Genomic DNA, 23,900 nt, shown 5'->3' with positions numbered 1-23,900 from the left:
CACGGCGGGAGCCGGGAACCGGGCCACTCAGCCACGCCGGGCTCCGGGCTCCGGGCTCCGGGCTCCGGGCTCCGGGCTCCGGGCTCCGGTGCCGGCGTAGCCGCGGCGGGCGCCTGTCTGTCGGCCGACGTCGGCGCCTCCAGCACCTCCGGCGCCGTCATCAAGGGCGAAGGTGACGCGGAGGGCCCCGACGGGGTCGTATGCACCGTCGGGGAGCTGATCGCCCGCGCCCGGAGGGCCGTCCGGTACGCCGGCGCCTGCGGCGGCGGGCCCGTGGCCGCGCACCGCCCTCCCGACCTGCGGGTTCTTCCGCTCCAGCGGCCGTTGTCAGTGGGCTGCGGTAGCTTCCGAAGTGCTGGGCGTGACGACGCGCACCGGACGGGACGGCCACAGGGGCGGGTGGACGATGGGAAACGGCACGACGGCGACGGCGGAGCTCGACGAGCGGCTGGAGGAGTACCGGGTCGAGCTGACCGGTTACTGCTACCGCATGCTCGGCTCGTCCTTCGAGGCGGAGGACGCGGTCCAGGACACCCTCGTGCGTGCCTGGCGGAGCTACGCCAAGTTCGAGGGGCGCTCCAGCCTGCGCTCGTGGCTCTACCGCATCGCGACCAACGTCTGCCTGGACATGCTGGCGGCGGGCAGCAAGCGGGCCCGGCCGATGGACCTGACCGAGTCCACGCCGCTGGCCCGCGCGGCGCTCTCCCCGCGCCCGGACCACACCTGGCTGGAGCCGGTGCCGGACGCCCGTGTGCTGCCGGCGGTCGAGGATCCGGCGGAGGCGGCCGTCACCAAGGAGTCGGTGCGGCTCGCCTTCATGGCCGCCTTGCAGCAGCTGCCGCCCAAGCAGCGGGCCGTGCTGATCCTGCGCGAGGTACTGGCCTGGCGGGCGAGCGAGGTCGCCGAGTTGCTGGGGACATCGGTCGCCTCGGTCAACAGCGCCTTGCAGCGGGCGCGCGCCACGCTCGCCGAGCGGGGCGACAAGGCCGCCGAGGCGGCGGTGTCGGACCCGCTGGACGAGGCCCAGCAACGGCTCCTGGAGCGCTATGTGAAGGCGTTCGAGGGGTACGACATGGCGGAGCTGACCGCGCTGCTGCACGAGGACGCGGTGATGACGATGCCGCCGTTCGACCTGTGGCTGACGGGCCCGTCGGACATCACGGGCTTCATGACGACGCTGGGCGCGGCCTGCGCGGGCTCCCGGCTGCTGCCGGTGCGGGCCAACGGGCTGCCGGGCTTCGCCCAGTACAAGCCGGACCTGGAGAAGGGCGGCTTCACCGCGTGGGCGGTGCAGGTCCTGGAGACGTCAGAGGGCCGGATCACCGGGTTCCACTGCTTCCTCGACACCCAGCGGTGGTTCCCGTTGTTCGGGTTGCCGCTCCAGCTCGAAGGAGAGGCCGACCAGGCGGAGGAGGCCGTCTAGCGCCGGGTCGGGGTCGCGCAGCCGTATGCGGCCGCCGGCCCGTCGGGCGGTGAGCTGGAGCCGCGCCAGCAGGTCGACGACGCCGAGTCCCGGCGGTCCGAGACCCCCGACGTCGCACACGACGACTTCGGTCCGGGTGTCCTCCAGCAGGGCCCGCACGTCCGCGCACAGCCCCGCCACCTCCTCCCGGGTGACGGGGCCGGCGAGCACGAGCACGGCAGGTGTCCTGGCATCCACGATCTGTAGACCGTGCGACCGGGCACAACTCATCGCGGACCGGGTGCCACAGGTCCGCCGAAGATCACATTGACCCGCTCCCCGCTCTCCCCGGAGGGTGACCGTATGCCCCACGGATCGCCACCGCCCTGGATACCCGACGGCCTCCTGCCCGCGGAGGAGGCCGTGTGCGGGGGGTGCTGAGCGGGTTCGCGGTCATAGCGGTGGTGATCGGCGTCGGCTATGTGATCGGGCGCCGCGGCTCCCTCGGCGACCAGGGCCGCGAGGTGCTGACCAGGCTGGCCTTCCACGTGGCGTCCCCCGCCCTGTTGTTCACGACGCTCGCGCGGGCCGACCTGTCGGTGGTCTTCTCCAGCCGGCTGCTGGTGACGGCGATGAGCACGGCCGCGGCGGCGGGCATCTTCGTGGCGTTCGGCGCGGTGCGGCGCTGGGGCGTGGGCCGCACCACGATCGGTGCGCTGTGCTCCAGCTACGTCAACTCCGGCAACCTCGGCATCCCGATCGCCGTATACGTCCTGGGCGACGCGTCCCTGGTGGCCCCGGTCCTGCTGTTCCAGCAGGTCATGGTCACGCCCATCGCGCTGACGGTGCTCGACCTCTCCGGGTCGGGCGGGAAGGGCTCCCTGTGGCGGCGCCTGCTCACCCCGCTGCGCAACCCGATCGCGGTGGGCTCCCTGAGCGGGGTCCTGGTCTCGGCCACCGGCCTGCGGGTGCCCGGCCCGGTCATGGACCCGATCACCCTGATCGGCAACATGTCGGTCCCTGCCGTCCTGCTGGCCTACGGCATCTCCCTGCGCGGCAGCGCGGCCCCCGGCCGCGGCCGCGACCGCCACCTGGTGCTGCTCGCGGTCGCCCTGAAGTCGGCGGGCCAGCCATTGGCGGCCTGGGCCCTGGCGGCGGGTGTCTTCGGCCTGAGCGGGGCACCTCTGCTGGACGTCGTGGTGACCTCGGCCCTGCCTGCCGCCCAGAACCTGTTCACCTACGCGAGCCGCTACCGCGTCGGCGAGTCCCTGGCCCGCGAGTCCATCCTGCTGTCGACGATCCTGTCGGTGCCGACGCTGGTGGTGGTCGCGGCACTGCTGGGCTGACCATCAGCCGCAGGGGAACATGCCGGTGTCGAGAATCAGTCTGAACGGCTCGGGGAGCTTCAGCTCCCCGAGCCGTACTCGACTGATGCGAGTACCCGATACGTGCCCTTCTGCGGCTCGCCATAGAGCGTCGCCGTGGGACGACCCGACTGACAGGGATCCAGGAGAAGGTAGAAAGGCACGCCTCCCACGGCGTAACCGTGGGCTTTCTTGATGCGGTCGTGATTGGCGTTGCTCCGCGACGTGACCTCGACGACCAGTTCCGCCTCGCCGACATGCACCCGCCTTCCGCGGCGCAGGGCGGCCCTGGGCACCACGCACAGATCAGGGACGAACAGGCCGCCCGTCTCCGGGCACGTCAGCCCGAGCGTCTGGTAGACGCCCCAGTCGCAGTTGGGCGGAAGCGCGCCGTACAGGCGTTCGTGAAGCAGTTCAGCGGTGTCGTTGTGCTCTTCGGACGGCGGAGGTGACACGGTGATGATCCCCTCGATGATCTCCACCTTGCTGCCCTCAGGCCACTCCATCTCCTCCCAGAACCGGACGAGGTCGTCCCAGCCCTGCTCGGGGTCATGGCTGACGGTGAGTGCGCTCATGGCGGTCCCCTATCGGGGCGTCACCGATCCCAGCATGCCGAACGGGACCGGTGGAGGTCCACCGATCCCGTTCACCCGGAAGAGAAAAGCGCAGGTCAGGCGATACGTTCCAGCACCACCGGCGAGGCGGTGAAGTCCGTGCCGGGCGCCGCGATGTCGTACGAGCCCTCGACCGACTGGAGCGCGTACTCGAAGCGCTCGGGGGTGTCCGTGTGGAGGGTCAGCAGGGGCTGGCCCTCCGTCACCCGGTCGCCGGGCTTGGCGTGCAGCTCGACGCCCGCGGCCGCCTGGACCGGGTCCTCCTTACGGGCGCGGCCGGCGCCCAGGCGCCAGGCGGCGACACCGATGCCGTAGGCGTCGAGGCGGGTCAGGACGCCGGAGGACGGGGCCGTGATCACGTGCTGTTCCCTGGAGGTGGGCAGGGGGGCGTCGGGGTCGCCGCCCTGGGCCGCGATCATGCGGCGCCAGACGTCCATCGCGGAGCCGTCGGCCAGGGCCTTCGCCGGGTCCGCGTCCTTCAGGCCGGCCGCGTCCAGCATCTCGCGCGCCAGGGCCAGGGTCAGTTCGACCACGTCCGCGGGGCCGCCGCCGGCCAGGACCTCGACCGACTCGCGGACCTCCAGCGCGTTGCCCGCCGTCAGGCCGAGCGGGGTCGACATGTCCGTCAGGAGCGCGACCGTCCGCACGCCGTGGTCGGTGCCCAGGCCGACCATCGTGGAGGCCAGTTCACGGGCGTCGTCGAGCGTCTTCATGAAGGCGCCGGTGCCCACCTTCACGTCGAGGACCAGCGAGCCAGTCCCCTCGGCGATCTTCTTGGACATGATGGAGGAGGCGATCAGCGGGATCGCCTCGACCGTGCCGGTCACGTCGCGCAGGGCGTACAGCTTCTTGTCCGCGGGCGCCAGGCCGTCGCCCGCCGCGCAGATCACCGCGCCGACGCCGTCCAGTACCGACAGCATCTCCTCGTTGGACAGGAGCGCCCGCCAGCCGGGGATCGACTCCAGCTTGTCCAGCGTGCCGCCGGTGTGGCCGAGGCCGCGGCCCGACAGCTGCGGGACGGCCGCGCCGCAGGCCGCGACCAGCGGGGCCAGCGGCAGCGTGATCTTGTCACCGACGCCGCCCGTCGAGTGCTTGTCGGCGGTGGGGCGGGACAGGGAGGAGAAGTCCATGCGCTCGCCGGAGGCGATCATCGCCGCGGTCCAGCGGGCGATCTCCTCGCGGTTCATGCCGTTGAGGAGGATGGCCATCGCGAGCGCGGACATCTGCTCGTCGGCGACCTCCCCGCGGGTGTACGCGTCGATCACCCAGTCGATCTGCTCGCCGCTGAGCTCGCCGCGGTCCCGCTTGGTGCGGATGACGGAGATGGCGTCCATGGCCATGGGGTTCGGTTCCTTCCGGGGTGCGAAGGGGGCGGGCGGCCCGCCTGGCCCCAAGGGGTTCAGGAGGGCCGCCCGGGTTCACTTGGTGAGGTGGTCCGGCCCGAAGGCCTGCGGCAGCATCTCGGACAGCGGCAGGATCCCCGCCGGGGTCTCCAGGATCAGGTCCGGCCCGCCGAACTCGTACAGGAGCTGGCGGCAGCGCCCGCACGGGACGAGGATCTCGCCCCTGCCGTCCACGCACGTGAAGTGCGTCAGCCGGCCGCCCCCGGTGTTCGCGAGCTGCGAGACCAGTCCGCACTCGGCGCACAGGCCGATTCCGTAGGAGGCGTTCTCGACGTTGCAGCCGGTGACGATCCGGCCGTCGTCGGCCAGGGCGGCGGCACCGACCGGGTAGTTCGAGTAGGGGACGTACGCACGGGTCATCGCCGCGCGCGCCTCCTGCCGCAGCGCTTCCCAGTCGACCGTCGCGTCCGAGCTCACTTGCCCTGTCCCTTCCGGTACGGCTGACCGTCCGCCTTCGGCATCCGCAGGTGCTGTGCCGACAGCGACAGCACCAGCAGGGTGACGATGTACGGCGTGGCGGTCACGACCTGCTTGGGCACCTCGTTGGTGCCGAGGTACCAGGCGAACATCAGCGCCGAGACGACGGCGGTGATGACGGCGGGCACCAGCTTCTTCTTCCACACCAGGTATGCCGCGCCGAACACCAGCAGGATCGCAAGCAGCAGGATCAGCGCGTGCACGTTGGTCGTGCCGCCGCGCAGATTCAGGCTGTCGGTGTAGCCGAACAGCCCGGCGCCGAGGGCGAGGCCGCCCGGCATCCAGTTGCCGAAGATCATCGCGGCGAGAGCGATGTAGCCGCGGCCGGCGGTCTGGCCGTCGAGGTAGACGTTCGAGGCCACGATGGACAGGAAGGCGCCGCCCAGGCCGGCGAAGCCGCCGGAGATGATCACGGCGATGTACTTGTACTTGTAGACGTTGACGCCGAGCGACTCGGCGGCCACCGGGTTCTCGCCGCAGGAGCGCAGGCGCAGCCCGAAGGCGGTGCGCCACAGCACCCACCAGGACAGCGGCACGAGGGCGACCGCGACGACGGTCAGCGGCGACAGGTTGGTGATCAGACCACCGAGCAGGCCGGCGACGTCGGAGACCAGGAACCAGTGCTTGCCGTTGAGGGTGGCCAGCCAACTGGACAATCCCGGGATGTCGAAGGTGCCGAGCGAGTCGATCGGCGGGGACTGCTTGGAGGAGCCCTGCGGGACGCCCTCGAAGGTGAACTTCGACAGGTAGCGGGTGGTGCCGAGGGCCAGGATGTTGATCGCCACACCGGAGACGATGTGGTTGACGTTGAAGGTGACCGTGGCGATGGCGTGCAGGACGGCGCCGAGCGCGCCGCCGATGATGCCGAAGACGACACCGGCCCAGGGACCCCACTGGTAGCCGGCCCAGGCACCGAACCAGGTGCCGAGGATCATCATGCCCTCGAGGCCGATGTTGACGACGCCGGACCGCTCGGCCCACAGACCGCCGAGGCCGGCGAGGCCGATCGGGACGGCCAGGCGCAGCGCGGTGGACATCTGGCCGGTCGACGTGATGCCGTGCGCGCCGGTGACGAGGCGGACGACCGAGGTCAGTACCAGCACGCCCGCGATGATCAGCAGGAGCACCGGGAGGGAGACACGGCGGCTGCCCTTGCCGGGCTGCTTGGCCTGGGGCTTGGCGATGGTCGCGGTGGACATCAGGCCGCCACCTCCTTCTTCTGGACGTTGTTCTGGGCGGCGGCCGCGGCCAGCTCGGCGCCGACCCGCTTCTGCTGGCGGCGCAGGCCCCACTGGCGTACGGCCTCGTAGGAGATGACGACCGCGAAGACGATCAGGCCCTGCATGATCGTGGCGATCTCCTTCTCGTACGCCACGGGGGTGGCGTAGTCGAGGGCGGGAGAGGCCTTGTCGAGGAAGGCGATCAGGAGGGCGGCGAAGGCGATGCCGACCGGGTTGTTGCGGCCGAGCAGGGCGATGGTGATGCCGGTGAAGCCGAGACCGGTCGGGAAGCTCAGGCTGTAGGTGTGGGCGTCGCCGAGCAGCAGCGGCAGGCCGGACAGGCCCGCGACCCCGCCGGAGATCAGCATGGCGGTGAGCACCATCTTCTTGGCGTCCACGCCGGAGGCCGCGGCGGCGCTCTCGGACTCGCCGGTGGCGCGCAGGTCGAAGCCGAAGCGGGTGCGGTTGAGCACGATCCAGTAGACGACGCCCATGGCGACGGCGAGGAAGACCAGGCCGTAGATCTGGCCGACGTCCGAGCCGAGGTCGATGCCCGAGACCCAGCCGGACTCCTTCATGATGCCGGTCGTCATGTTGTTGCCGACCTGCACACCCCAGACGTCCTTCAGGGTGAGGTAGCCGATGAGGCTGGTGGCGATGGCGTTGAGCATGATCGTGGCGACGACCTCGCTCACGCCCCGGGTGACCTTCAGCAGGCCCGCGATGCCGGCCCAGAAGGCGCCGGTGAGCATGCCGACGAGCAGCAGCGTCGGTATCTGGAGGAAGGACGGCAGGGCCAGGTGGGCGCCGACGACGGCGGTCATCATCGCGGCGAGCCGGTACTGGCCGTCGACGCCGATGTTGAACAGGTTCATGCGGAAGCCGACCGCCACCGCGAGCGCCGCCAGGTAGTACATCGACGCCTGGTTGATGATCAGCACCTGGACGTCGGAGAACGACGCCTGCTCGAGCATCAGCGTGTACGGCTCGATCGGGCTCTTGCCCGAGGCGATCAGCACGACCGAGGTCAGCAGGATCGCCGCGACGAGCGCGATGACCGGGCCGGCCACCGCGAGGAGCACCCGCTCCTTGTCGAACTTCTTCATCGGGCCTCGTCCTCCGGACCGGCGGTGGTTTCGGTGTGCTCCAGGTGACCGGACGCGGCACCCGTCATGGCCGAGCCCAGTTGTTCGGGGGTGATGGTGGCCGGGTCGGCGTCGGCGACCAGGCGGCCGTTGTAGATCACCCGCAGGGTGTCGGACAGACCGATCAGCTCGTCCAGGTCGGCGGAGATCAGGAGCACGGCCAGGCCCTCGCGGCGGGCGTCCCGGATGTGGTCCCAGATCGCGGCCTGCGCCCCGACGTCCACACCGCGGGTGGGGTGGGCGGCGATGAGGAACTTGGGGCTGTGGCTCATCTCACGGCCGACGATCAGCTTCTGCTGGTTGCCGCCGGACAGGGAGGCGGCGGTGACGTCGATGCCGGGGGTGCGGACGTCGTACTCCTCGACGATCCGGCGGGTGTCCTCCTGGGCGCCCTTGGGGTCGAGCCAGAAGCCCTTGGCGTTGGGGCGCTCGGTGACGTGGCCGAGGATGCGGTTCTCCCACAGCGGGGCCTCCAGCAGGAGCCCGTGCCGGTGGCGGTCCTCGGGGATGTAGCCGACGCCCGACTCCCGGCGCCTGCGGGTGGGCCAGGAGGTGACGTCTTCGCCGAGGAGGGCGATCGTGCCCGAGTCGGCCTGCTTGAGGCCGATGAGGGCTTCGATCAGCTCGCTCTGGCCGTTGCCCTCGACGCCCGCGAGGCCGAGGACCTCTCCGGCGTGGATGGTGAAGCTGATGTCGTCGAGGACGGCCCGGCCGCCCTCGGCCTCCAGCCGCAGCTTGTCGACGGTGAGGACGGCGCGGTCGGTGACCGTGGACTCGGCGGTCTCCGGGGTGGGCAGTTCGCTGCCGACCATCATCTCGGCGAGCTGGCGCGAGGTGGTCTCGGCGGGGACGGCCGTGCCCACTGTGGTGCCGCGGCGGATGACGGTGATGTCGTCCGCGACCGACAGGACCTCGCCCAGCTTGTGGGAGATGAAGATGACGGACAGGCCCTCGGCCTTCAGGTCGCGCAGGTTGTCGAAGAGCGCGTCGACCTCCTGCGGGACGAGCACGGCGGTCGGCTCGTCGAGGATGAGGGTGCGGGCGCCGCGGTAGAGGACCTTGAGGATCTCCACGCGCTGGCGGTCGGCGACACCGAGGTTCTCGACCAGGGCGTCCGGGCGGACACCGAGGCCGTAGCGGTCGGAGATCTCCTTGATCTTCCTGCGGGCGGCGCCGCCGATGCCGTACAGCTTCTCGCTGCCGAGGACGACGTTCTCGAGCACGGTCAGGTTGTCGGCCAGCATGAAGTGCTGGTGGACCATGCCGATGCCGCGGGCGATGGCGTCGGCGGGGCTGCCGAAGCTCACCTCCTCGCCGTCGACCGCGATGGTGCCCTCGTCCGGCTTCTGCATACCGTAGAGGATCTTCATCAGGGTGGACTTGCCGGCGCCGTTCTCGCCGACGAGGGCGTGTACGGTTCCCTTACGGACCGTCAGACGGATGTCGCGGTTGGCCACGACTCCGGGAAACCGTTTGGTGATGCCCGCGAGCTCTACCGCGATGGACGGCTGGGCGGTGAGCGGAGGGCTGCTGGACGCGTCGATGGCGACTCTCCTTGGGGAAAGGGGCCGCTCTACGCGCGTAGCGCCCCTGCTTTAAATAGTGCCCGGACCTGATCGACCTTGATTTGTCCTCGATCCGTTCCGAGCATTCTGCCGCGTGAACGGGGTGGGAGTCGCTGTGCGCTTCCACACCCCGTTCCGCCGCCGCAACGCTGCCATCGCAGCGTCGATCAGGCCATCCCTATGACAGGCCCGCGACCGTTCGGTCAGGAGTCCTTGACCGTGATCGAGCCACTCTTGATGCCTTCCTCGGCCTTCTTGATCGCGGCCTGGAGGTCGGCGTTGTTCTTGAAGACGGGGTTGGAGTCGGAAAGGCTCACACCGCCGGTCGCCAGGCTGGCGCGGACCTCACCGGTCTGGGGCTTGCCGTCCTTGACCGACTTGGCCAGGTTGAAGACCGCGCCGGAGACGTCCTTCATGGCCGAGGTGAGGATCGAGTCCTTGTACTTGGCCAGCGCGTCCTGCTTGTACTGGTCCGAGTCGACGCCGATGGCCCAGATCTTGTGCTCGGAGGCGGCCTTGATCACGCCCTGGCCGGACAGACCCGCGGCGGCGTAGACGACGTCGGCACCGGCGTCGATCTGGCCGTTGGCGGCGTTCTCGCCCTTGTCCGGGCTGGAGAAACCGCCCTCCGCGGCCGTCTGGGTCAGGTACTGCGACTTGACCGTGACGCCCTTCTTGGTGTCCGCGACGCCCTGCTTGAAGCCCGCCTCGAACTTGTGGATCAGCGGGACGTCCACGCCGCCGACGAAGCCGACGGTGTTCGACTTGGTCGTCTTGGCGGCGGCGACACCGGCCAGGTAGGAGGCCTGCTCCTCGTGGAAGACCAGGTCGGCCACGTTGCTCGCCGTGATCGTGTTGTCGTCGACGATGCCGAAGGTGGTCTTCGGGAACTTGGCGGCGGCCGCCTTGACGGCCGGCGCGTAGGCGAAGCCGACGCCGATCACCGGGTTGTAGCCCTGCTTGGCGAGGGTCTCCAGGCGCTGTACCTTGTCCGCGTCCGACTCACCGTCCTGCGGCTCGACGGCCGTGCTCTTGTAGCCGAACTCCTTGTCGGCCTGGTCCATGCCGGCCGTGGCGGCGTCGTTGAAGGACTGGTCGCCCTTGCCGCCGACGTCGTAGGCGAGGGCGAGGCCCCGGTTCTTGTCGCCGCCACCGGCCGACGAGCTGGACGAGCTGCTGCCACATGCGGAAACAGTGACGGCGAGGGCTGCGGTTGCGACACTTGCAACCGCTATACGGGACACCCGGCGCATGGAACGAGACTCCTTCGTGCAAGCGCCCAAACCAGGCGCTGGTTCCGCCGCAGCGTAACGCGCGTAGACATGCTGGAGAACCCCTCCTTGCCAGAGTGTTATCCGACCGTTTTGATCCTTCGGTTCCAATCTGGCCCGGCGTGGGCACCCGCCGGGGACGCCCACCGGCCCGTGACCTGACGGGCCGTGGCCACCCGGGCACGACGGGCACGCGCGGCGCGCGCCGGCACCGGGACGCGGGAAGGCCCCGGACCGGCACGGTCCGGGGCCTTCCCGTCAGCGCTTCGGGCCTGGCGGCGCGGTCACTCGGTGTTGACGGTGACCTTGCCGTCGATGATGTCCTGCTTGGCCTTGTCGACGGCGGCGACGACGTCCTTCATGGCCTGGTACTTCGGGTTGGAGTCGGCGAAGCCCACACCGCCCGACTTCAGGTCGCCCCGCACCTCACCGGACAGCGGCTTGCCCTCGACGACGGACTTGGTCAGCTCGTAGACCGCGCCGCCGACGTTCTTCAGGGCCGAGCCGAGGATCCAGTCCTTGTACTTGGCCAGGGAGCTCTGCTGGTACTGGTCGGAGTCGACGCCGATCGCCCACACCTTGTGCGCGGCGGCGGACTTGATCACGCCCAGACCGGACAGGCCGGCCGCGTGGTAGACGACGTCGGCACCCGCGTCGATCTGGCCGTTGGTGGCGCTCTCACCCTTGTCGGGGCTCGAGAAACCGCCCTCCTGCGGGGTCTGCGTCAGGTACTGCTTCTCGATCTTGATCTTCGGGTTGACCGACTGCACACCCTGGACGAAGCCCGCCTCGAACTTGTGGATCAGCGGGATGTCCACACCGCCGATGAAGCCGACGTGGTTCTTCTTGGTGGTCTTGGCCGCCGCGACACCCGCCAGGTACGAGGCCTGCTCCTCGTGGAAGACCATGTCGGCGACGTTGTCGGCCTTGACAGTCGCGTCGTCGATGATGCCGAAGGTCGTCTTCGGGAACTTGGCCGCGGCCTCCTTGACCGCCGGGCCGTACACGAAGCCGACGCCGATGATCGGGTTGTAGCCCGCCTTGGCGAGCTGTTCGAGGCGCTGCACCTTGTCGGCGTCGGACTCGTTGTCGTTCGGCTCGACGTCCCGGCCGCCGATCTTGAACTCGCTCTCGGCCTTCTGGAAACCGGAGAAGGCGGCGTCGTTGAAGGACTGGTCGCCCTTGCCGCCGATGTCGTACGCCAGACCGATGCCCTTGCCCGAGTACGTGCCGGAGCCACCGGTCGAGCTGCTGCCGGCCTTGTCGGAGCCGCCGGCCGAATCGCTGCTGGACTTGCCGCACCCGGCGGCCGCGAGCGCGATGACCGCTACGGTCACCGCGGCTTGGGAGAATCTCGACCTCGATGAGTTCAGACGCACAGCAAGCACCCCTTCTTGCCCACGGCACCGTCGCCGGCCCGTTTCACCCATGTGCCGCCTCTGGTGGCGATTCCGGCGCACAGTAACGCGCGTAGAGGCGGAGGGAAACGGGGTTTATCCCGGCCGTTACCGAACCGTGCCGACAGCGGACGACCTTCGCGTGCCCGGCGGTCGCGGACGGGTGACACGTCGGAGGAAGGGGGCGCCGGCCGGGCGCCCCCTTCCTCCGGCCGGGATCAGCGCGTCGGGTGCAGCAGGGCGGCGGCGGTGAACAGTTCCACGCCCACCCTGATGGCGGACTCGTCGGCGTCGAAGTCCCCCTGGTGCAGGTCGCGCACGGTCCGCTCACCCGGGGTGCGCACCCCGAGCCGGGCCATCGCGCCGGGCACGTGCTCCAGGTACCAGGAGAAGTCCTCGCCGCCGAGGCTCTGCTCGGTGTCCTCCACGTTGGCGGCGCCGCGCCGGGCGATCATGGCGTCGCGCAGCAGTTCGGTCACCACCGGTTCGTTGACGACCGGCGGCACCCCGCGCACGTAGTTGATCTCGGACTTGGCCTTGTGCAGGTTGGCGACCTCGTCGATCGCGGCGACCACGATGTCGGGCGCCTGCCGCCAGGCGTTGATGTCCAGGCAGCGGACCGTCCCGGCGAGTTCGGCGTGCTGCGGGACCACGTTCGGGGCGTGCCCGGACTCGATCCGCCCCCAGGTCACGGCGAGCCCGGCGCGGGTGTCGACCCGCCGGCCGACGAGCGCGGGCACGTCGGTGACGACCCGGGCGACGGCGGTGACGAGGTCGGTCGTCAGGTGCGGTCGTGCGGTGTGCCCGCCGGGACCGTCCAGCGAGACCTCCAGCCGGTCGCAGGCGGAGGTGATGGGTCCCTGGCGCAGTCCGATCCGGCCGGCGTCGACCCGGGGGTCGCAGTGCACGGCGACGATCCGGCCCACTCCCTCCAGCGCGCCGCTCTTGATGACCTCGGCGGCGCCGCCGGGCAGCACCTCCTCGGCGGGCTGGAAGATCAGCCGCACGGGCCGCGGCAGCAGCCCCTGCCGGTGCAGGTCCGCGAGGACCAGTCCGGCGCCGAGGGCAACGGTGGTGTGCACGTCGTGTCCGCAGGCGTGGGCGCGGTCGGGCACGGTGGAGCGGTACGGGATCTCGCTCTTGGTGTCGGGGATGGGCAAAGCGTCGATGTCAGCGCGCAGGGCGAGCACGGCCGGCCCCCCGCCTCCGGGGTCGCCGCCGATGTCGCAGACGAGACCGGTCCCGGTCGGGAGCACCCGCGGCGCCAGCCCGGCCTTCTCCAGCCGCTCCTTGATCGCGGCGGTGGTACGGAACTCCTGGTTGCCGAGCTCGGGGTGCATGTGCAGGTCGCGCCGGAAGGCGACGAGCTCGGCGTACAGCTCCTCCGGCAGCGTGCCGGGAAGGGCGTCCGCCGTGGCATCAGCGGGGAGATCGGCCTCGGACTCTGGGGACATCAGTTGCTTCACCCTCTGAAGGGTAGGACGCCAGGGTGGTCAACTGACCCTCGATCAACAAAAGTTCAACCCCTTAGGGGAAGAAAAAGTGGCCGCCCGGCGCATACGTATCGGCTGGGATGGGTAAACTCGCCCGCCTTGCCCGGCCGAGCGGATCACGGGGCTCCGGAAGCGTGGCTTGCGTCACACCTCTGGCACCCCGCCCCATTTGTTCTTTTCTCAACGGATACCACGTCGCACCGGAACCACGCCCGAGATGTTCACCTGTCGGACGCCATCCGGACCATTCCCGCACCCCGCCGGGACTCCTCGGGACCGCCCAGGAAAGTCCTGGCGGGCGCTCAGCCGGCCTGGGCCGTACGGGCGAGGCGGTGCACGTCCCGGGCGGTGCCCGTCACCCCGGACAGGAAGCCCTGGGCCCGCGGGGAGGCGTGCGCCGTCAGCCAGCTCGGGTCGATGTCGCAGACGGTGACGCGCACCTCGGTGCCGGCCAGGGCGAGCGGCAGGGTGTGGACGACGGTGGAGGGGAAGCTGAGGATCGTGCGGCCGATCGGGCCGCGGCGGGCGATCAACTCCAGGGGCAGCTCGGGGCGGACGATCTGCAGGCCCGTCTCCACGGCCAGCCGGTGCAGCTTCTCGGCGCTCTCGCGCCGATGGGCGAAGTAGCGGGTCGCCCCGTGCGTCGTGGCCAGTGCCCGTACGGCGTCCACGTACCGGTCGGCGTCGACGACGCCCGTCTCCACCAGTGACGTGCCGACCAGGTCGGCGCTCGTGGTGACACTGGGCGGGCCGAAGCGGTCGCGGGTCCAGGCGAAGCGGTTCGCGGTGACGGTCACACCCCGCGGGGTCTCGTCGATCGGCATGGACGAGAACACCTCCACCCGGCGCTCCCCGCGAGGGGTGAGCCGGCGCCGGGCGACGGCCGACACCGGGCCGAGGACGAGGTCCCGCAGGCCGCGGCGGCCGCCCTTGCGGTGCCAGCGCACCAGCCGCTCGCCGCGGGCGAGCTGGCCGACGAACTCCATCGTCGCCGTGCCGTCGTCCACGACCACGAGGTCCCGCGCCTTGGTGATCGTGAGCAGCAGCTGCACATAGCGCGAGAACGGGTCCCCCATCACGACCCGCTCGACCCGCCGGAGCGGCCCGGCCAGGCCGCCGATGGTCCGCAGCGGCGCCCCGGCGCCGCCCCGCGCCTCCTCCCACCGCACCTCGTGGCCCTCGTCGCGGGCCAGCTGGGCCATCCGCCGCAGCTGACCGCGGCTCATCGGATCGGTCGGCGACAGCACGACGAGGGTGATCCCGGACTCCGGGCGGGCGCCGGAAGCGGTCCCGCCCGGATCGGGGGCGCGGTCGGTGGTGTGGCCGCGGGCGTGAGCCCATTCCAGCACGTTCAGCAGTTGTACCGGGCTCTCGACGAAAGCGAGGGTGTGGGGGCTCATCGGCGCGGGACCGTCCGTGTTAAGGGGCTGGGGCTCACACCGCGACCGGCTCGCCCGCCGCCGCGGCGATCTCCGCCTCGGCGACGACGCCGGTGACGCGGCGCAGCTTCTTCATCGGGCCGAGCTCGGAGTCGTAGACCTTCTTGACGCCGTCGCCGAGGGAGGCCTCGATCGTGCGGATGTCGCGGACCAGGCGCTGCAGACCCTGCGGCTCCACGGAGGCGGCCTGGTCGGAGCCCCACATGGCGCGGTCCAGGGTGATGTGGCGCTCGACGAAGACGGCGCCCAGGGCGACCGCGGCCAGCGTGGTCTGCAGGCCCGTCTCGTGGCCGGAGTAGCCGATCGGGACGTTCGGGTACTCCTTCTCCAGGGTGTTGATCACGCGCAGGTTCAGCTCCTCGGCCTTCGCCGGGTACGTCGACGTGGCGTGGCACAGCAGGATGTTGTCCGAGCCCAGCACCTCCACCGCGTGGCGTATCTGCTTGGGCGTGGACATGCCGGTGGAGAGGATGATCGTGCGGCCCGTCGCACGCAGGGCGCGCAGCAGCTCGTCGTCCGTCAGGGAGGCGGAGGCCACCTTGTGGGCCGGCACGTCGAACTTCTCCAGGAAGGCGACGGCCTCGGTGTCCCACGGGGAGGCGAACCAGGCGATGCCCTTCTCGCGGCAGTACTCGTCGATCCGGCGGTACTCGTCCTCACCGAACTCCACGCGGTGGCGGTAGTCGATGTAGGTCATCCGGCCCCAGGGGGTGTCGCGCTCGATGTCCCACTGGTCGCGCGGGGTGCAGATCTCGGGCGTGCGCTTCTGGAACTTCACGGCGTCGCAGCCGGCCTCGGCGGCCGCGTCGATCAGCTTGAAGGCGTTCTCGATGTCGCCGTTGTGGTTGATGCCGATCTCACCGGTGACGTAGACCGGGCGGCCGGGGCCGGCCTCACGCGAACCGAAGGTGCGGATGCGGGAGTTGGTGCTCATGGCAGGAATCGTCCTTACTTGGTGAGGGAATCGAGAGAGGGGCCGAGGATCCAGCTGGCGATCTCTCGGATCGCGCCGTCGCCGCCGGGGACGGTGGTGACCGCGCGTGCGGCGCCGCGTACGACGTCGTGGGCGCTCGCGACCGCCACGGGCCAGCCCACGAGGGAGAAGCACGGGAGGTCGTTGACGTCGTTGCCGACGTAGAGCACGCGCTCGGGCGCGATGCCCTGCTCCTCGCACCACTGCTTCAGCGCGAGGTCCTTGCGGTCGATGCCGTGCAGCACCGGAAGCCTGAGCTTCCGGGCGCGGGCGGCGACGACCGGGTTCTGTTCCGTGGACAGGATCAGCATCGTCAGGCCGCTGTCGCGCAGCGCCGCGATGCCGAGGCCGTCCCCGCGGTGCACGGAGACGAACTCCCGTCCGTCGGAGTCGATCAGCACCCTGTCGTCGGTCTGGGTGCCGTCGAAGTCGAGTACGACCGCGTCCACGTCGGCGGCGGTGGGCAGGGCCCCCGGCCGGTTGGCGTCGAACAGCGGTGCCAGCGCGCGCGCCCGCGCCAGGTCGTGCGGGTCGTCGATCTCCAGCACCCGCGCCGGGTCGGTGCGGACGAGCTCCGTACGGCCGAAGAAGCGGTGCTGGTGCGTACGGAACCCGGGCGCCGACATGGCGTAGGCGGCGCCGGTCTCCAGCAGGTCCTGGGGGCGGTCCTGACGGCGCGGGCGGAAGGACTTGTCGTGGTTGACGCCGTAACCGCCCTCGGTGGCCGGGGACTCGGCGGCGGCCGCGTCCGACGGCGCGCCGGCGGTCACCGGGTCGTCCGCGGCGTCCCGCCACACGAAGCCGTGGAAGGGCGCCACGGTCACCGCGGTGTCGGCGCCGTCCTCGACGACCGCGCCCGCGACCCCGTCGACGTCCTCGCTCCGCAGGAACGGGCTGGTGCACTGCACGAGCAGCACCACGTCCACCGGGGCGCCGTGCAGTGCCTCGTGCGCGTCCATGGCGTGCAGCACGGCGGCCTCGGAGGTGGCGGTGTCACCGGCGATGGCGGCCGGCCGCAGCACCACCTCGGCGCCGGCCTGGCGGGCGGCGGCCGCGATGGCCTGGTCGTCGGTGGAGACCACCACGTCGGTCACCAGCCGGGCCGCCCGGCACTCGCGCACGGCACGGGCGACCAACGGGACACCGCCGACGGGGGCGAGGTTCTTCGCGGGTACGCCCTTGGAGCCGCCGCGCGCGGGTATCACCGCGAGCACGCGGCGCGCCGGGGCGCCGGATCCCGCGTCCGGGTGGGCGTCGGTCATGGGCTGCACTCCTTGGTGTGGGACGCGGTCGCTCACAGCTCCCCCATCCGCCGGATCACGGGCGCCACACGCTGCACACCGTGGCGGTAGGCGCCGCGGGCGGCATGGCGGAAGATCCGGCGTACGGGGCCGGGCGACCGGTCGGCGGCGGGCGCGCCCGGCAGCGGGCTGCCGTCGGGGGCGAGGTGGTGGCGGGCGAGGACGCCGGGCAGATAGCCGGGGGCCGTGACGGGGGTGTAGTAGGGCTTCAGCGGCGGGAGTTCACCGGCGGCGAGCAGTTCGTCGACGCGCAGGCGGGCCCTGTCGAAGGCGGCCTCGTACGACCCTCCGGTGGCGACGCCCTGGCGGGCCACCCACCACGGGTCCGGTTCCGGCTCGTGGCCGTCGTCGAGCTGGTCCCAGGAGGCCAGGCAGCCGGAGCCCACGAAGTGGTGGTTGCCGAGCGCCTCCCGCACCCCGAGGTCGGTCAGGACGACGGTGGGGATGCGCCGGTGCAGGGACTCCAGGGCGGCCGTGGAACTCACCGTGACCAGCAGGTCGGTGCGGTCCAGGACCTCACCCATGTTCCCGTACACCAGGCGGAAGTTGGCGGGCAGGTCCTTGCGCTGGGCCAGCTTCTGGTACGGCAGTTCCTCGATGTGCGTGGTGTGCTCGCCCGGCTTGGAGCGGAGCTTGAGCAGCACCTCGCGCCCGGGGTGCCGGCGGGCGTGCCGGATCAGCCGGTCCAGCAGGTAGGCGCGGTCCCCGCGGCTCTGCGGCACGGAGGGCTGCGCGGCGAAGACGACCGTGTAGGGGTCGTCCTCCGCCCGGTCCGAGGTGTGCACGGCGCCGCCGAGGAACGGCAGCGCCACCTCGGTCACCGACGAGGCGTCGGCGCCCACTCCTTCGTACACGGCCCGGAAACGGTCCGCGTCCTGGCGGGAGTTGGCGAGGACGAGGTCGGCGCCGTGCCGCAGCAGCAGACCGTCGGTGAGCTTCTCGTAGACGACCCCGACGTAGCCGGTGACGACCACGGGTCGTTCGGTGCGGCCCTGCCAGGCGTGGGCCAGTCCGTGCAGCATGGCCTGGACGCCGCCGCCGACGAGGGCGAGCACGAGGACGTCGTACGGCTCCTGCGCCATCTCGCGCAGGAACTCGGCGGCGGTGACCTCGCTCAGACGGTCCGCGCGGACGCCGACCTCCTCGAGCTGGCGGGGGGTGGGGGTGGCACGGCCCCGCAGCAGGTAGCCGTCGAGCTGGATGTCCGGTTCACCCGAGTCGGGGGAGACACCGGCGGAAACCAAGCGGTTCGCCGTGAGGGCACCCCATTTCCACCGGGTGTCGGAATCCGCGAGAACGGCGACTCGCCGGGACTTCTTCACACTGGCTGGCACGTCGAAGACCGTAGGAAGGCATTTCTAGGTCCCGCCCAACCCGAACGCAACAAACGGTTAACAGCACATCGCCGAATGGCGAATCGGGCCGCCGGCGGCCCGGAATAAGGGCGGGTTCACAGCGCCGCCACGCGTCGTTCACCCAAGCTCAAGCTGGGGGTAAAGACGGAGGGCGGGGCCGCGCCCTAACGTCACCTACGTGGTCAAGCTCTCCGTCATCGTGCCGTTCTACAACGTCCGGCAATACGCGTCCGACACCTTGAAGAGCCTGCGCGCGAACGCCCGCGAGGACTTCGAATTCATTCTCGTCGACGACTGCTCGCGCGACGAGACACCGGACATTCTCGCGCGCGCGGAGCGCGAGCTGCCGGGAGCGGTGTACGTCAGACATGAGAAGAACGGCGGGCTTGCGACCGCGCGCAACACCGGGATCGACACGGCGCGCGGCGAGTATCTGACCTTCCTGGACGGCGACGACTGGCTGGCCCCCGGCTACTACCCGCGGCTGCTCGCCGCGATCGAGGAGCTGGGCTGCGACTTCGTCCGCACCGACCATGTGCAGTGCACCGCGCGGGCGCGCACGATCCAGCGTGTCCCGCACGGCCGGCGGGGCGAGGTGATGGACCCGCGGCAGGCGATCCTGCCCGCCGACCGCACCACCTCCGTCGACTACCCCTACGCCTGGGCGGGTGTCTACCACCGGCGGCTGGTCGACCGGGGGCTGCTGCACTTCACCGACGGTCTGCGCACGGCCGAGGACCGGCCGTGGATCTGGCGGCTGCACCGGGAGGCGGAGTCGTTCGCCGTGGTGGGTCTGCTGGGCGTCTTCTACCGGCGCGGGGTGGCCGGTTCCCTCACGCAGATCGGCGATGTGCGCCAACTCGACTTCATCCGCGCCTTCGACCAGGTGATCGAGGAGACCGCGGCCGACCCGGAGGCCGACCGGCTGCTGCCGAAGGCGGTGCGCACCTACTGCGCGATCATCGCCCACCATCTGTCGGAGATCGACAAGTTCGAGCCGTCGGTGGCCAGGCAGCTGCGGACCATGAGCGCGGCGGCGATCAAGCGGCTGCCGCAGGAGCTGCTCACCGACGTCCTCGACACCATGGACCTGAACCGTTCCTCCAGGCTGCGCCGACTGCGCCGCCGGGTTCCCGCAGCGAAGGCGGCCTCCTGATGCCCCGCACGACCCAGATCTTCTGCGCCTCGACGCTGTACGGCGCCGCCACCCTGGCCGCCGCGATCGAGTCCGACTGCTTCCCCGAGGCGGACCGCCGACTGCTGCTGGTGTGCAACAACGCGGCGACGCCGGAGATCACCCCGGCCGTCGACGAGATGCCGGGCTTCGCACCGCTGCGCGACCACTTCGACGGCGTGCTGTCCTGGAACGAGGCGATCCACCCCTTCCACCCCGGGGCCTGGTCCCCGCGTCCCGACGACTTCCCGCTGTTCGAGCGCTATCTGCGGCTGCTGTGGGGCCTGGGCGACGACCGCGTGGCCCTGGTGATGGAGTCCCTCCAGGTCAACCCGGCCCTGGCCATCGCCCAGTCGTTCGCCGAGGCACCCATCGACGTCTACGCCGACGGGCTGATGAGCTACGGCCCCACGCGCAACAAGATCGACCCGCTGGTCGGCACGCGGGTGCGGCGGCTGCTCCACCTGGACCTGGTCCCCGGTCTGACCCCGCTGCTGCTGACCGAGTTCGACGTGCCCGCGCAGGCCCTGCCGACCGATGCGTTCATGAAGGTGCTGAGCCGGATCGGCGACGCCGTGCCGCAGCTTCCGCCGCTGCCCGAGCGTGCCGCCGTCCTGCTCGGCCAGTACCTGTCCGCGCTGGACATCCTCTCCGCCGAGGAGGAGGAAGAGCTGCACGTGCGGATGTTGCGGGGCGCGGTCGCCCGCGGGCACCGCTCGGTCGTCTTCAAGCCGCACCCGACCGCTCCGGCCCGCTACAGCCGGGCGCTGGAGGCCGAGGCGGAACGGCTCGGCGCGGACCTCACCGTCCTGGACCTGCCCGTCCTCGCCGAGGTGCTGTTCGAGAAGGCCCGGCCCGCGCTGGTGGTCGGATGCTTCTCGACCGCGCTGTTCACCGCCTCCGCGTTCCAGGGCCTGCCGGTCGCCCGGGTCGGGACCGGTCTGATCCTTGAGCGCCTGACGCCCTACCAGAACAGCAACCGCGTGCCCGTCGTCCTGGCCGACGCGCTGCTGCCGGACCTGGAGGCGGGGCAGGAGGACGGCCAGGAGGCCGCCGTCGCCGCCGACATGCTGACCGGGCTGGTCACCGCCGTCGGCTTCATCATGCAGCCGCAGATCCACCCGGGTCTGCGCCCGGCAGCGGAACGCTTCCTCTCCCAGCACTTCGGACCGCGCACCCAGCGCTACTTCAAGCGCCGCCGGCTCACCTCGCTGGGCCTGCCGGGCGGCATCCCGGAGCGGCTGGCGTTCCTCCCCCGCAGCGCCACGGCGCGCCGCGTCGTACGACGGGCGCGCGCCTTGAAGAAGAAGCTCTGAGGAGGCGGCTCGGGGCGGGAAGCCCCGAGGAGACGCCTCCGAAGGGAAAACGGGAGGACGGCTACTGGACGTGGACCGTTCGGCTGCGGTTCACGCGGCTTCCATAGTTTCTCCCAATGCGCCAATCATGCGTGAATTCCCCGGAGTTCGGCCCGGTGGGCAGAGGATGACCCAGCAGGACATCCGCCCGCCGGCGCGTGCCGCGGCTCCCGTCCGGCCCGCGCGGCCCGAGCCGCGGCCGGGCCGGCAGCCGCTGATCTCGTACGTCCTGCCGGTCTACAACGAGCAGGACGGCATCACCGCCTTCCACACCGCGCTCACGGCCGCCCTCGCCGAACGCCCGGAGCTCGACTACGAGCTGGTCTACGTCAACGACGGTTCCTCGGACGGCTCGCTCGCCCTCCTCAGGGAGCTGGCGGCGGACGACGGACACGTCCGGGTGGTCGACTTCGCCCGCAACTTCGGGCACCAGATCGCCATCACCGCGGGCCTCGACATCGCCGGCGGCGACGCGGTGATCGTGATGGACACCGACCTCCAGGACCCGCCGCGGATCAGCCTGGAGCTGGTCGACGCCTGGCGCGAGGGCGCCGAGATCGTGCACGCCCGCCGCCGCAGCCGGCAGGACACCGCGTTCAAGCGGGCCACGGCCCATCTGTACTACCGCGTCCTGCGGTCCTGCGCCGAGGTGGACATCCCCCTGGACACCGGGGACTTCCGGCTGCTGGACCGGCGGGTCGCCGACGAGCTGCGCCGGTACCGCGAGCGCAGCCGCTTCGTGCGCGGCATCGTGGCCTCGATGGGCTTCCGCCAGACCGAGGTGGCGTTCGACCGCGACGAGCGTTTCGCGGGCGAGACCAAGTACCCGCTGCGCAAGATGGCCCGGCTGGCGATCGACGGGGTGACCAGCTTCTCCACGGTGCCGCTGCGGATGATCACCCGGCTGGGCTTCCTGGTGCTGCTGCTGTCGCTGGCCGGCATCGGCTACGCGCTGGCGATGAAGTTCTTCCGGCCCGACATCACCGTCTCCGGCTGGACGATGCTGATGGTGGTGGTGCTCTTCCTGGGCGGCACCCAGATGCTGTTCCTGGGGGTGCTGGGCAGCTACATAGGGCGCATCTACGGCGAGGTGCAGGCACGCCCGCTGTACCTGGTGCGCGAGGTGATCGGCTCCCGCGCGGACGAGCGGGACGGTCCCGGTGGCGTCTGAGACCTCGGCCGCGCCCGAGGCGTCCCCCGACCGGGCGCCCGGAGAACCGGCCCCGGGCCGGTCCCGCACCCTGCGTCAGCTGCTGAGCTACACCCTGATCGGCGGCAGCGGCGTCGCACTCGACCTCGTGGCCTTCCTGCTCCTGCACAACACCGCGGGAATGGACGAGCAGTTCGCCAACGTGCTCAGCACCACCCTGGGCATCGCCAACAACTTCGTCCTCAACGCGCTGTTCACCTTCGACCGGCGCGACCGGATCGTGGTGCGCTTCCTGCGCTTCTACGCCGTCGGGCTGGCCGGGATCGTCCTGACGAACCTGCTCTTCCTCGTCTTCACCGACGCACTGGGTATCGGCGCCGACCTCGTCAAGGCGGGCTCGCTGCCCCTGGTCCTGGCGCTCCAGTTCGTGCTCAACAGAAAGTGGAGCTTCGCATGAACCTCGGCATCATCGGCGCGGGTGCCACCGGCCTGACCGCCGCCTGGGACGCCGTACGCGCCGGCCACCAGGCCACCGTCCTGGAGGCGGCCGGCGAACTGGGCGGCCTGGCAGCGTCGTTGGAGGTGGGCGGCGTTCCGCTGGAGCGCTACTACCACCACATCTTCCGCAGCGACCGCGCCATGATCGCCCTGATCGAGGAGCTGGGGCTCGGTGACGCGCTGCGCTTCCACAAGCCCACCACGGGCATCTTCCGCGGGGGCCGGCTGATCGACTTCACCACCCCGTTCGACATGCTGCGCTTCCCGGAGTTCTCCCCGCTGGACGCCGTGCGCTTCGCCGGCTCGTCCGCCCTGTTGAAGGCGGTCCGGCACGGTGAGCGGTACAACGACCGCACCGCCCTGGCCTGGTTGCGCCGGCGGGCGGGGCGCAGGGCGACCGAGGCGATCTGGGAGCCGCTGCTGCGCGGCAAGTTCGGCGACCGGGCGGAGCAGGTGTCGATGGCCTGGCTGTGGGCCCGCATCCACTGCCGGACCTTCGAACTCGGCTATGTGGACGGCGGGTTCGAGCGGGTCTACGCGGCGCTGCGGGACGGCGTCGAGGAGCGCGGCGGCAAGGTGGAGTTCGGCAAGGCGGTCGAGTCGATCCGGCAGGACGGCACGGACGCGCCCGCCGTGGTGCGCTGCGCGGACGGCTCCCGCTACGAGTTCGACCAGCTGATCGTCACGACCCCGCAGCCCGCCTTCGCCAGGGCGGCGGGGCTGCCGACCGACGACGCCGTGTGGAAGAACCAGTACCTGGGCGCGACCTGCTTCGTGCTGGAGCTGGACCGCAGCGTGATCCCGTACTACTGGCTCAACATCAACGAGCCGGACTTCCCGTTCCTCGCGGTGGTCGAGCACACCCGGATGATCGATCCGGCCGTCTACGGCGGCCGTCACGTCCTCTACGTCGGCAACTACGTCGAACGCGAGGACTGGAGGTTCACCACCGAGCCCGGCGAGCTGCTGGACAGGTTCGTGCCGTACCTGAAGCGGATCAACCCGGAGTTCGACCGCTCCTGGATCCAGAGGTGGCACTTCTCGAAGGCGGGGTTCGCCCAGCCGGTCGTGACGCCCGAGTACCGGGGGCTGATCCCCGGCCACGAGACGCCGATGAGCAAGGTCACGCTGGCGACGATGGCCCAGATCTACCCGCAGGACCGGGGGCAGAGCTATTCGGTGGCGATGGCACGGAAGGTGACCGCCTCGCTCGGCCTGCGCTGACCGCCGCCGACACGCGGACACAAAAACGGGGCCCCGGTGTGCCGGCCGGGGCCCCGTCCTTCGTGCCTACGGGCCCCGGT

Annotated in this window: 21 protein-coding genes; 7 read left to right on the top strand and 14 right to left on the bottom strand. The window is 70.9% G+C overall.

Annotated elements, in window-relative coordinates; genetic code table 11:
- Positions 1 to 406: 406 nt before the first annotated feature.
- On the top strand, positions 407 to 1,423 hold the full coding sequence (locus ACIQFZ_RS00865) for a sigma-70 family RNA polymerase sigma factor (RefSeq protein WP_365430205.1): 1,017 nt from the start codon (positions 407 to 409) through the stop codon (positions 1,421 to 1,423).
- Here ACIQFZ_RS00865 and ACIQFZ_RS00860 read toward each other — a convergent pair.
- Entirely contained in the window at positions 1,307 to 1,693 is a 387-nt protein-coding gene (locus ACIQFZ_RS00860; protein WP_383057171.1) for an STAS domain-containing protein, read from the bottom strand. The genes ACIQFZ_RS00865 and ACIQFZ_RS00860 overlap by 117 nt on opposite strands.
- A 134-nt stretch (positions 1,694 to 1,827) precedes the next feature.
- Between ACIQFZ_RS00860 and ACIQFZ_RS00855 the strand changes: the two genes are divergently transcribed.
- Complete coding sequence (locus ACIQFZ_RS00855) at positions 1,828 to 2,748, top strand: AEC family transporter (protein WP_402690312.1); 921 nt, start codon at positions 1,828 to 1,830, stop codon at positions 2,746 to 2,748.
- A 59-nt stretch (positions 2,749 to 2,807) separates the two neighbouring features.
- On the opposite strand, the gene ACIQFZ_RS00850 is transcribed toward ACIQFZ_RS00855, so the two are convergent.
- From ACIQFZ_RS00850 to ACIQFZ_RS00790, 13 genes are all read right to left on the bottom strand, one after another.
- Entirely contained in the window at positions 2,808 to 3,341 is a 534-nt protein-coding gene (locus tag ACIQFZ_RS00850) for a Uma2 family endonuclease (RefSeq protein ID WP_402690311.1), read from the bottom strand.
- Between the two features lie 95 nt (positions 3,342 to 3,436).
- A complete protein-coding gene (locus ACIQFZ_RS00845) occupies positions 3,437 to 4,720 on the bottom strand; it encodes a thymidine phosphorylase (RefSeq protein ID WP_141359083.1) in 1,284 nt (427 codons plus the stop codon).
- 78 nt (positions 4,721 to 4,798) lie between these two features.
- Positions 4,799 to 5,200 (bottom strand): cytidine deaminase, encoded by a 402-nt coding sequence (locus ACIQFZ_RS00840; RefSeq protein ID WP_365430194.1) that lies wholly within the window; start codon positions 5,198 to 5,200, stop codon positions 4,799 to 4,801.
- Complete coding sequence (locus tag ACIQFZ_RS00835; RefSeq protein WP_383057166.1) at positions 5,197 to 6,459, bottom strand: ABC transporter permease; 1,263 nt, start codon at positions 6,457 to 6,459, stop codon at positions 5,197 to 5,199. Before ACIQFZ_RS00835 ends, ACIQFZ_RS00840 begins: the two co-directional genes overlap by 4 nt.
- The gene (locus ACIQFZ_RS00830; protein WP_383057164.1) at positions 6,459 to 7,586 is read right to left on the bottom strand and encodes an ABC transporter permease; all 1,128 of its coding nucleotides are present in this window, start codon (positions 7,584 to 7,586) and stop codon (positions 6,459 to 6,461) included. The genes ACIQFZ_RS00835 and ACIQFZ_RS00830 overlap by 1 nt, the downstream gene beginning before the upstream one ends.
- Positions 7,583 to 9,169 carry an ABC transporter ATP-binding protein gene (locus ACIQFZ_RS00825; protein ID WP_383057237.1) on the bottom strand — a complete coding sequence of 529 codons (1,587 nt, stop codon included), beginning with the start codon at positions 9,167 to 9,169 and terminating at the stop codon, positions 7,583 to 7,585. The genes ACIQFZ_RS00830 and ACIQFZ_RS00825 overlap by 4 nt, the downstream gene beginning before the upstream one ends.
- A gap of 224 nt (positions 9,170 to 9,393) precedes the next feature.
- Positions 9,394 to 10,443 (bottom strand): BMP family protein, encoded by a 1,050-nt coding sequence (locus ACIQFZ_RS00820; protein ID WP_383057163.1) that lies wholly within the window; start codon positions 10,441 to 10,443, stop codon positions 9,394 to 9,396.
- A 302-nt stretch (positions 10,444 to 10,745) separates the two neighbouring features.
- A complete protein-coding gene (locus ACIQFZ_RS00815; protein ID WP_402690310.1) occupies positions 10,746 to 11,798 on the bottom strand; it encodes a BMP family protein in 1,053 nt (350 codons plus the stop codon).
- Between the two features lie 278 nt (positions 11,799 to 12,076).
- A complete protein-coding gene (locus tag ACIQFZ_RS00810; protein WP_365422554.1) occupies positions 12,077 to 13,312 on the bottom strand; it encodes an amidohydrolase in 1,236 nt (411 codons plus the stop codon).
- Positions 13,313 to 13,653: 341 nt separating this feature from the next.
- On the bottom strand, positions 13,654 to 14,751 hold the full coding sequence (locus ACIQFZ_RS00805) for a hypothetical protein (RefSeq protein ID WP_402690309.1): 1,098 nt from the start codon (positions 14,749 to 14,751) through the stop codon (positions 13,654 to 13,656).
- Between the two features lie 34 nt (positions 14,752 to 14,785).
- The gene (locus ACIQFZ_RS00800) at positions 14,786 to 15,724 is read right to left on the bottom strand and encodes an N-acetylneuraminate synthase family protein (RefSeq protein ID WP_361415877.1); all 939 of its coding nucleotides are present in this window, start codon (positions 15,722 to 15,724) and stop codon (positions 14,786 to 14,788) included.
- Positions 15,725 to 15,738: 14 nt separating this feature from the next.
- Positions 15,739 to 17,025 carry a cytidylyltransferase domain-containing protein gene (locus ACIQFZ_RS00795; RefSeq protein ID WP_383057158.1) on the bottom strand — a complete coding sequence of 429 codons (1,287 nt, stop codon included), beginning with the start codon at positions 17,023 to 17,025 and terminating at the stop codon, positions 15,739 to 15,741.
- 32 nt (positions 17,026 to 17,057) lie between these two features.
- The gene (locus ACIQFZ_RS00790; protein WP_402690308.1) at positions 17,058 to 18,398 is read right to left on the bottom strand and encodes a DUF6716 putative glycosyltransferase; all 1,341 of its coding nucleotides are present in this window, start codon (positions 18,396 to 18,398) and stop codon (positions 17,058 to 17,060) included.
- Between the two features lie 199 nt (positions 18,399 to 18,597).
- On the opposite strand from ACIQFZ_RS00790, the gene ACIQFZ_RS00785 reads away from it, so the two are divergent.
- The 5 genes from ACIQFZ_RS00785 to ACIQFZ_RS00765 all read left to right on the top strand — a co-directional run bounded on the left by ACIQFZ_RS00785 (position 18,598) and on the right by ACIQFZ_RS00765 (position 23,820).
- Complete coding sequence (locus ACIQFZ_RS00785; protein WP_361415883.1) at positions 18,598 to 19,575, top strand: glycosyltransferase family 2 protein; 978 nt, start codon at positions 18,598 to 18,600, stop codon at positions 19,573 to 19,575.
- Positions 19,575 to 20,909: an alpha-2,8-polysialyltransferase family protein gene (locus tag ACIQFZ_RS00780; protein WP_365422540.1), complete on the top strand. Its 1,335-nt coding sequence runs from the start codon at positions 19,575 to 19,577 to the stop codon at positions 20,907 to 20,909. Before ACIQFZ_RS00785 ends, ACIQFZ_RS00780 begins: the two co-directional genes overlap by 1 nt.
- A gap of 166 nt (positions 20,910 to 21,075) precedes the next feature.
- Positions 21,076 to 22,119, top strand: a complete 1,044-nt coding sequence (locus tag ACIQFZ_RS00775) for a glycosyltransferase family 2 protein (RefSeq protein WP_402690307.1) — start codon at positions 21,076 to 21,078, stop codon at positions 22,117 to 22,119.
- A complete protein-coding gene (locus ACIQFZ_RS00770; RefSeq protein ID WP_365422533.1) occupies positions 22,109 to 22,555 on the top strand; it encodes a GtrA family protein in 447 nt (148 codons plus the stop codon). The genes ACIQFZ_RS00775 and ACIQFZ_RS00770 overlap by 11 nt, the downstream gene beginning before the upstream one ends.
- Complete coding sequence (locus tag ACIQFZ_RS00765; protein WP_365422530.1) at positions 22,552 to 23,820, top strand: NAD(P)/FAD-dependent oxidoreductase; 1,269 nt, start codon at positions 22,552 to 22,554, stop codon at positions 23,818 to 23,820. Before ACIQFZ_RS00770 ends, ACIQFZ_RS00765 begins: the two co-directional genes overlap by 4 nt.
- The last annotated feature ends 80 nt before the right edge of the window (positions 23,821 to 23,900 follow it).

It is taken from the genome of Streptomyces sp. NPDC093064, from assembly GCF_044754605.1.
In the GTDB taxonomy this organism is placed as follows: Bacteria; Actinomycetota; Actinomycetes; order Streptomycetales; family Streptomycetaceae; genus Streptomyces.
Note: the sequence above shows the minus strand (reverse complement) of the source record. Positions and strands in the feature narration are given on the sequence as shown.